This is a genomic window from Streptomyces prasinopilosus (genome assembly GCF_001419695.1).
In the GTDB taxonomy this organism is placed as follows: Bacteria; Actinomycetota; Actinomycetes; order Streptomycetales; family Streptomycetaceae; genus Streptomyces; species Streptomyces prasinopilosus.
In genome coordinates this window covers 1-5774 of record NZ_LIRG01000813.1, presented here as the reverse complement: position 1 = coordinate 5774, position 5774 = coordinate 1, and the positions used below count along the sequence as shown (strand labels likewise).

6 protein-coding genes are annotated in these 5774 nt (G+C 73.8%); 4 read left to right on the top strand and 2 right to left on the bottom strand.

What is annotated here, in order from left to right:
* Positions 1 to 27: 27 nt before the first annotated feature.
* Complete coding sequence (locus AOK18_RS26905) at positions 28 to 882, bottom strand: oxygenase MpaB family protein (protein ID WP_240503327.1); 855 nt, start codon at positions 880 to 882, stop codon at positions 28 to 30.
* Positions 883 to 1079: 197 nt separating this feature from the next.
* Between AOK18_RS26905 and AOK18_RS26900 the strand changes: the two genes are divergently transcribed.
* The 3 genes from AOK18_RS26900 to AOK18_RS26890 are packed head-to-tail and all read left to right on the top strand — an operon-like array spanning position 1080 to position 3820.
* Positions 1080 to 1373 (top strand): hypothetical protein, encoded by a 294-nt coding sequence (locus AOK18_RS26900; RefSeq protein ID WP_055696018.1) that lies wholly within the window; start codon positions 1080 to 1082, stop codon positions 1371 to 1373.
* A gap of 12 nt (positions 1374 to 1385) precedes the next feature.
* On the top strand, positions 1386 to 2279 hold the full coding sequence (locus AOK18_RS26895; protein ID WP_055696017.1) for an oxygenase MpaB family protein: 894 nt from the start codon (positions 1386 to 1388) through the stop codon (positions 2277 to 2279).
* Positions 2276 to 3820, top strand: a complete 1545-nt coding sequence (locus AOK18_RS26890; RefSeq protein WP_055696016.1) for an aldehyde dehydrogenase family protein — start codon at positions 2276 to 2278, stop codon at positions 3818 to 3820. The genes AOK18_RS26895 and AOK18_RS26890 overlap by 4 nt, the downstream gene beginning before the upstream one ends.
* A 53-nt stretch (positions 3821 to 3873) precedes the next feature.
* Here AOK18_RS26890 and AOK18_RS26885 read toward each other — a convergent pair whose 3' ends face one another.
* A complete protein-coding gene (locus AOK18_RS26885; RefSeq protein ID WP_055571704.1) occupies positions 3874 to 4500 on the bottom strand; it encodes a TetR/AcrR family transcriptional regulator in 627 nt (208 codons plus the stop codon).
* A gap of 101 nt (positions 4501 to 4601) precedes the next feature.
* Between AOK18_RS26885 and AOK18_RS26880 the strand changes: the two genes are divergently transcribed.
* A complete protein-coding gene (locus AOK18_RS26880; protein WP_055571700.1) occupies positions 4602 to 5741 on the top strand; it encodes an acyl-CoA dehydrogenase family protein in 1140 nt (379 codons plus the stop codon).
* Positions 5742 to 5774 lie beyond the last annotated feature (33 nt).

Genomic DNA, 5774 nt, shown 5'->3' with positions numbered 1-5774 from the left:
TACGGGGTGCCGTACGGCGCACCGGGGTCACGCGCGGGCGGTGGGGCCGGTGCCCGGCCGGTGGGCGGCCCGGTGGGCGAGGGCCAGGGAGACGCCGATCCTCAGCGGTGGCGGGACGAGGGCCGTCAGGAGGCGCACCAGGCGCGCGAAGCGCCGCAGGGCGCGTTCCTGCCGTCCGCTCCAGCTCAGGTGCAGCCGTTCCCGCAGCTCGGGGGGCAGGGTGCCGACGGTGACCAGCAGGGCGTAGTGTGCGGCGACCCGGGCGAACGGCCGCCAGAGCGGGCCGGGGAGCCGGCGGAACGGCTTGGCGGGGCGGGCGAGTTCGTCCAGGACGTCCTGGACCGACCGGTTGTGTTCCAGGTGCCGGGACACCATCTCGTCGTAGTACTCGACGAAGGACGGCCAGTCCGGCGGCAGGTGGTGGTCCTTCAGGCCCCACACGCGGCCGACGTCCCGCATGCCGCGGTAGTACTCCTCCAGTTCCTCCTCCGGGATGCCCCTGCCGAACAGGCGCTGGGCGTCCACGGGGCCCTTGACGAGGGTGGCGTGGACCCAGTGGTAGGCCTCGGGGTTCAGTGCGTGGTAGCGGCGGCCCGCCGGGTCGGTGCCCTTCATCGGCGCGTGCACCCGTACGAGGCGGCGCGCCTCGGCGGTGGCGGCCTCCTGTCCTCCGTAGATCACCGTGGTGAGCGAGAGGAGCGTACGGATCAGGCGGGGCCAGGGTTCGGCGCGGAAGGTGCTGTGGTCCGCGACGCCGGCCCCGACCACCGGGTGCGACACCTGCAGCAACAGCAGCTGGGGTGCCATCAGCGTGGAGCGGACGTCACCGAAGTAGCGCCAGACCGCTTCCCCCCGGCGCGGCGCCCGAACGCGTGACGTCACGTCGGTTTCCCTGGCCGGCGACGGAGTCGGCGCGCCGGACGTGTGCGGTGTGCCGCTCATGAGGCCTCCGATCCTCCGTCGTGTCCGGAGTATTGACGTGCCCGGTGAAACAAGTCAATAGTTTTTGTATCTTCGACTCTCTCACGGTCCGACCGGCACGTCATCCCGCACCGTCACTCCTCTGTGAAGGAACTCCCATGAGGGACAGAGAGGCACGTACCGGCGACCTCCCCACCGGTGAAGGCCGCGCCCGCCGTAAGCGCGGCGCCGTCGTGGTCGCCCCCCGCGCCCCGGCCGCGGGTGCCGCGGGCACCGCCCTCGCCCGGGGCGCGGTCGCCGCCTCCTTCGCGGTGTCCGGCCCCGCGTTCGAGGTGCCCGCCGAGGAGGTCACCGCGAACGGTCCGTCCCCGTCCCCGTCCGCCGCCGGCTCCGGCGGCGGAGGGGCCACCGGCGTCCGGGCGGGCCGCGACGCCTCCACCCCGTCCCGATAAGGAGGCACCCCGATGGGCCGTTACACCCGGCTCCGCCGGATCCGGAAGATGGACCCGCAGCAGGACCACGAGGAGATCTTCGCCCTGCTCACCCGGTACGAGTTCCCCTGGGACTACCTCCAGGGCGTCTCCGTCGCGTTCCTGCGCGACTACGGCGTCCCCCGCATCTCCCGGCTGCTGGACCGCACGCAGGAGTTCGAGCGCGCGGGGCAGAAACGCTACGACGACACGGTCCTGATCGCCTACGAGATGGTCCGCGACGGCCTGGACTCGCCGCACGGGCGGGCCACCGCACGTCACCTCAACCGCATCCACGGCCGCTACCGCATACCGAACGAGGACTACCTGTACGTGCTGGCCACCACCGTGGTCGGCCCGAAACGGTGGATCGACCGCTACGGCTGGCGCCCGCTGTCCTGGCAGGAGACCGAGAGCCTGGCCCTGGTCGGGCGGCGGATGGGCGACATGATGGGCATCTCCGGCGTGCCCGCCGACTACGCCGGTTTCGAGCACCTCCTCGACTCCTACGAGAAGGAGATGTTCGCGTACGACCCCGCCAACCGGCGGGTGGCCGCGGCCACCCTGCGGGTCATGACCGACCGGTACCCCCGGCCGCTGCGTCCCCTGGTCTCCCGCTTCCTGACGGCGGTCCTGGACGAGCCGCTGCTGACCGCGCTCGGCTTCGCCCCGCAGCCCCGGTGGCTGCGCGCCGCCGCCCACCGCGCCCTGCGCGCCCGGGCCGCGGTGGTGCGCCTGCTTCCGCCCCGGCCCGGATGGTGGGGGTTCCGGCACAGGCCGCGCAGTTACCCGTTCGGCTGGACACTGGACGACCTCGGCCCGCACTGGGCGCACGGCAGGCCGCTGGAGCCGCTCGCCGACGAGACCTCACCGCTGGAGAACCGATGACCGACACCGGCACCCACCGAAGGACGCCGCCGGCGACGTTCACGTCCCGGGACCCGGCCACCGGCCGGCCGCTCGCCGAGCACCCGGTCCACGGGCCGCAGGACGTCGCGCGGGCGGTGGAGCGGGGCCGGGCGGCCGGCGCTCGCTGGGCGGCGCTCCCGGCCGCCCGCCGGCGCGCCCACCTGCTGAGCTGGAAGCGGCTGCTGGCATCGGAGCTGGACGCGGTGGCGGCGTCCGTCGCGGCGGAGACGGGCAAGCCGCTGCGGGACGCGGAGCTGGAACTGGTGCTGACCCTGGAGCACCTGTCCTGGGCGGCGCGCAACGCCGGCCGCGTGCTGCGCGGGCGCCGGGTCCGCACCGGGCTGCCCGCGGCGAACCAGTCGGCCTCCGTCGTCCACCGGCCGCTCGGCGTGGTCGGGGTGATCGGCCCCTGGAACTACCCCGTCTACACGCCGATGGGTTCGATCGGCTACGCCCTGGCGGCGGGCAACGCCGTGGTCTTCAAGCCGTCCGAGTACACCCCGGGCACCGGTGTGCTGCTCGCCCGGCTCTTCGAGACGGCCGTGCCCGGCTTCACGGGTCTGTTCACCGTCGTGACGGGTGCCGCCGGGACCGGCGCGGCGCTGGCCGCCTCCGGGGTCGACAAGCTCGCCTTCACCGGCTCGCCGGGGACCGCGCGCAAGGTGATGGAGGTGTGCGCCCGGTCGCTGACGCCGTTCCTGGCCGAATGCGGGGGCAAGGACGCCGTCCTCGTCACCGCGGACGCGGACCTCGACGCCGCCGCGGACGCCATCGTGTGGGGCGCGCTGGGCAACGCGGGCCAGACCTGCGCGGGCGTGGAGCGCGTCTACGCGGTCCGCGCGGTGCACGCCCGGCTGTGCGACCGGGTCGTGGAGCGGGCCCGCGCGCTGCGGCCCGGCACGGGCCCGGACGCCGCCTACGGCCCGCTGACGATGCCGGGCCAGGGCGACGTGGTGCGCCGGCACGTGGAGGCCGCGCTGACGGCGGGCGCGGGCGCGCCGCTCGGCGGCACGGACGCACGGCACGGGGGCGCGGACGCGCCGGGGGCCGCGGATCCGGCGGGCGGGCCGTTCGTGGCACCGGTGGTCCTGGTCGACGTGCCGGAGGACTGTCCCGCGATGACCGAGGAGACGTTCGGGCCGACCGTCTCGATCAACGCCGTGGCGGACGTCGACGAGGCGGTGCGCCGCGCCAACGCGTCCCGTTACGCGCTGGGCGCGGCGGTGTTCTGCGGCAGCCGTCGCCAGGGCGCCGCGATCGCGTCCCGGTTGCGCGCGGGGGCGGTGTCGGTGAACTCGGTGCTCGGCTTCGCCGCCGTTCCGGCCCTGCCGTTCGGCGGGTCGGGCGACTCCGGTTTCGGCCGCGTCCACGGTGCGGAGGGACTGCGGGCGTTCACCGCGCCGCAGTCGGTCACGGTCCGGCGCTTCGCGCCGCCGGTCGACCTGACGTCCTTCGCCACCCCGGCCGCCGCGAAGGCCCGTGCCGTCGCGCTCACGCGGTGGCTGCACACCAGGCGCTGAGGGCCGGCCGGCCGGGCCCGCCGCGGAGCGCGGCGCGGGTCCGGCGGTCCCCGTCAGACGTCGAGCAGCGGTGCGAGGTAGCGCCGGGCGAAGGCGCGGGCCTGCTCCTCGTCGTCCAGTTCGATGCAGCCGGCCGGGTTGAGGAGGAAGGAGACGGCGACCCGCACCATCAGCTCCGCCACCGGCCGCGGGTCGGAGTCCGAGCGGCCCTCGGTGTGCCGGGCCCGCCGCAGATGGGACGTCAGGTAATCGGTGGTGACGACGAGGGCGGGGCCGCCCTGGACGGTCAGGTAGGGCAGGACCACCTCGGGTTCGAGCCGCAGCAGCCCGCCGAAGAGCGGGTGGGCCCTGGTGTGGCGCAGGGCGACCACGAAACCCTCGACGATCCTGTCCTGCACGGTCGGCAACGCGGCGACCGTGTCGTCCAGTTCCCTGAAGAAGCGGCTGACCTCGCGCAGCAGGCACGCCTCGACCAGTCCGTCCTTGTTCCGGAAGCGCCGGTACACCGTCACCCGCGAGACCCCGGCCCGTTTGGCGACGTCGTCCACCGAGGAGCGGCGCAGGCCGAAGGTCGTGAACTGCTCCAGGGCGGCGTCGAGGATCCGCCGCGCCAGCCTCTCCTCCGTCTCCGGCCGTGCGAGGGCACGGGCGAGCAGGGAGTCGTTCGCAGAAGTCTTCATGGTGTCCTTCACGGTACCGGCCACCTCCGTGAGAAACATTGAAACATATCACGTACAGATGTATCCCACTGCTGTGTTCCCCCCTATGTTCGGAGGCCCCTATGGCAAGTCGTCTCACCGTGCAGCAGGCGGACTTCGCCGCCGCCGTCCAGGACTTCGCCCGGCGCGAGTGCGGGTCGCGGGAGCAGCGTGCCGCCCTGACGCAGAACGGCCGGGAGCCGCACAACCCCAAGATCTACGGCATGCTCGCCGAACTCGGCTGGCTCGGGGTCTGCCTGCCCGAGGAGTACGGCGGGGCGGGCGGCGGCATCGGCGACGCCTGCGTGTTCCTCGAGGAGACCTCCTACGGGATGGTGCCCGCGGGGGGTTTCATCACCACCGTCATCACCGCCAAGACCTACGAGCGGTTCGGTTCCGAGCGGCAGCGGCGGGAGGTGCTCGGCGACGCGGCGCGCGGTGCCGTCCTCGCCGTCGCGATGTCGGAGCCCGGCGCCGGTTCCGACGTGGGGGCCCTGCGCTGCCGTGCCGAACGCCGGCCGGACGGCGGGTGGCTGATCGAGGGCCAGAAGACCTGGATCTCCAACGCCCACCTCGCCGACAGCATCCTGCTGGTGGCCCGGACGGGCCGCGACAAGCACAAGGGGCTCACCATGTTCCACGTGCCGGCGAGCACGCCGGGCATCGAGATCCGCGGCATCGAGACCATGGGCGGCAGGGAGGTCAACGACGTCTTCCTCACCGGTGTGCGGCTGCCCGCCGACGCGGTGGTCGGGGAGGTCGGCGGGGGCTGGGAGCAGTTGATGTCCGGGCTGAACCACGAACGGCTGTTCCTGGCCGCCAACATGCTGGGCCTGGCGCGCAGGGCCTTCGACGACGCGGTCGCCCACATCGGCGAGCGCGAGCAGTTCGGCCGGGCCGTCGGGAGCTTCCAGGCGCTGCGGCACCGCGTCGCCGATCTCGCCACGGAGATCGAGTGCACGCGGCTGCTGGTGCGCGAGGTGGCCGCGGACTGCGACGCCGAGCCCGGCCGGCTCTTCCCCCGGGAGGCCTCGATGGCGAAGCTCAAGGCCACCGAGACGGCCAAGCGGGTCGCCCTGGAGTGCATGCAGATGATGGGCGGCTACGGCTACGCCACCGAGTACGGGATGGAGCGCCATCTGCGGTCCGCGGTGGTCTCCACCGTCTACGGCGGCACCAGCGAGATCCAGCGCGACATCATCGGCAGGAGCTACGGGCTGTAGGGGCCGCCTCCGGCCGCGCACCTCGACGGCCGC

Excerpts from the sequence above, each read along its gene's own strand:
- AOK18_RS26895 (WP_055696017.1), top strand. The coding sequence starts at position 1,386 with ATGGGCCGTTACACCCGGCTCCGCCGGATCCGGAAGATGGACCCGCAG.
- AOK18_RS26900 (WP_055696018.1), top strand. The coding sequence starts at position 1,080 with ATGAGGGACAGAGAGGCACGTACCGGCGACCTCCCCACCGGTGAAGGC.
- AOK18_RS26885 (WP_055571704.1), bottom strand. The coding sequence starts at position 4,500 with ATGAAGACTTCTGCGAACGACTCCCTGCTCGCCCGTGCCCTCGCACGG.
- AOK18_RS26890 (WP_055696016.1), top strand. The coding sequence starts at position 2,276 with ATGACCGACACCGGCACCCACCGAAGGACGCCGCCGGCGACGTTCACG.
- AOK18_RS26880 (WP_055571700.1), top strand. The coding sequence starts at position 4,602 with ATGGCAAGTCGTCTCACCGTGCAGCAGGCGGACTTCGCCGCCGCCGTC.